Genomic DNA, 1,000 nt, shown 5'->3' on the forward strand with positions numbered 1-1,000 from the left:
AATTACCTGCTGAAGATCGAAAATTACTGCGGAATATTCAGAAGTTCGCAAAAGAAAGTAATCGCTATATTCGAGCGACGGTAATACTCATGTTTGACGATGGCTACACACCCACACAGATCAGCAATATATTAAGTGTTTCCTTGAGTAGTACAAGACGATATTTATCCACCTATCAGGAAGGAGGTATTGAAGCCTTGGATGATGATAACTTTGTCGCTTATAGTGGAAAACTTAATGATGACCAACTAAAAGAATTAGATGTGGCCTTATCGAAAGAACTCTATTTAACAGCAGCGCAGATAGTGACTTACATCAAAAATACTTTTCATGTAGAGTACACAGAAAATGGAGTAACAGCTTTGTTGCATCGATTGGGTTATAGCTATAAAAAGACGCAACCTACTTCTTCGAAAGCTGATCCTGAGGCGCAGAAAGTATTTCTGGATCAAATGAATGAGCTATTTGAAGAGTTGCAAGAAGATGAGGTTTTATGTTGTATGGACGCTGTTCACCCTACACATAATGTTCGTAGTGCTTATGGCTGGATTAAAAAAGGGAAAGAATATTATGTTCCATCTAACTCTGGACGAGATCGGGTAAATATCAATGCAACACTCAACACCAAGGAAGTCACGGACGTTATTACCCACACTTCAGATACGGTAGATACGGAAAGTACCATCACTTTATTTAAAGAAGTTGAAGCGCATTATTCCAACAAGAATACCATTTATATCATCTGTGATAATGCTAGGTATTACCGATCCAAGAAGTTGATAGAGTGGCTGAAAATGTCAAAAATTAAATTGGTATTTCTTCCTCCGTATTCGCCTAATCTGAACCTAATAGAACGTTTGTGGAAGTATATGAGGAAAACGGTGATTGATTATCACTACTATAAAACCAGGCAAGAATTTACGGAAGCCATAGAGAATTTTTTCAAAGATTTAAAAAGCCACGAAAAAGCGTTGACATCGCTTTTGACATGGAGATTTAG

General features: G+C 37.3%; 1 protein-coding gene. It reads left to right on the plus strand.

All coding sequences use genetic code 11. The features are described 5' to 3' along the window. Positions 1–1,000: IS630 family transposase (locus tag ABD985_RS21240; RefSeq protein WP_345375351.1), on the plus strand; the 1,000-nt coding region annotated here is incomplete at both ends.

It is taken from the genome of Algivirga pacifica (assembly GCF_039543525.1).
Lineage (GTDB): Bacteria > Bacteroidota > Bacteroidia > Cytophagales > Flammeovirgaceae > Algivirga > Algivirga pacifica.